The organism is Glaciibacter sp. 2TAF33 (assembly GCF_052114945.1).
Classification (GTDB): Bacteria; Actinomycetota; Actinomycetes; order Actinomycetales; family Microbacteriaceae; genus Cryobacterium.
In genome coordinates this window covers 1-446 of the sequence record NZ_JBFRFS010000036.1, presented here as the reverse complement: position 1 = coordinate 446, position 446 = coordinate 1, and the positions used below count along the sequence as shown (strand labels likewise).

1 pseudogene is annotated in these 446 nt (G+C 67.7%); it reads right to left on the bottom strand.

The annotated features are described in order from the left end of the window. Nucleotides 1–158 precede the first annotated feature (158 nt). A pseudogene (locus AB4Y94_RS17800) lies at nt 159–446 on the bottom strand (hypothetical protein); the annotation flags it as partial.

The window sequence follows — 446 nt, the reverse complement described above, 5'->3', positions numbered from 1 at the left end:
GCTGATCGCGCATGCCCAGCCCTCGCCCGGCTGGTAGCACCGACAGGTCCGGTGGCCCTCGACCGTCGGCTGGGCCGTTGCCGCTTCGCATCGTATAACTCGCCGACAGCCATCAGCCGGCCTGTTGCCCCATCCAGTCAGTGCGCCAGTTCTGCTGATTAGAAGGGCGGGTTCTCGTCGAGGTAGCGCTTCTCTTCAGCTGCTGCTGCCGTTGCCGCTGCTGCTGCTGCCGCTGCTGCCGCTGCCGCCGTTTCTGCTGCTGCCACTGCCGCTTCCGCTTCCGCTCTTGCCGTGGTCTGTGCGGTCGCGGTTGTCGCGGTGGGGTGGAGGGTGGCGGTGATGGGGGTGTCGGGTTCGGTGATGTAGGTGTGGCCGGTGGGGGTGGTCCAGGTGAGGGTGCCGCTGCCGTCGCGGGCTTGGGTGTAGGTCCAGCCGGCTTGGTGTTT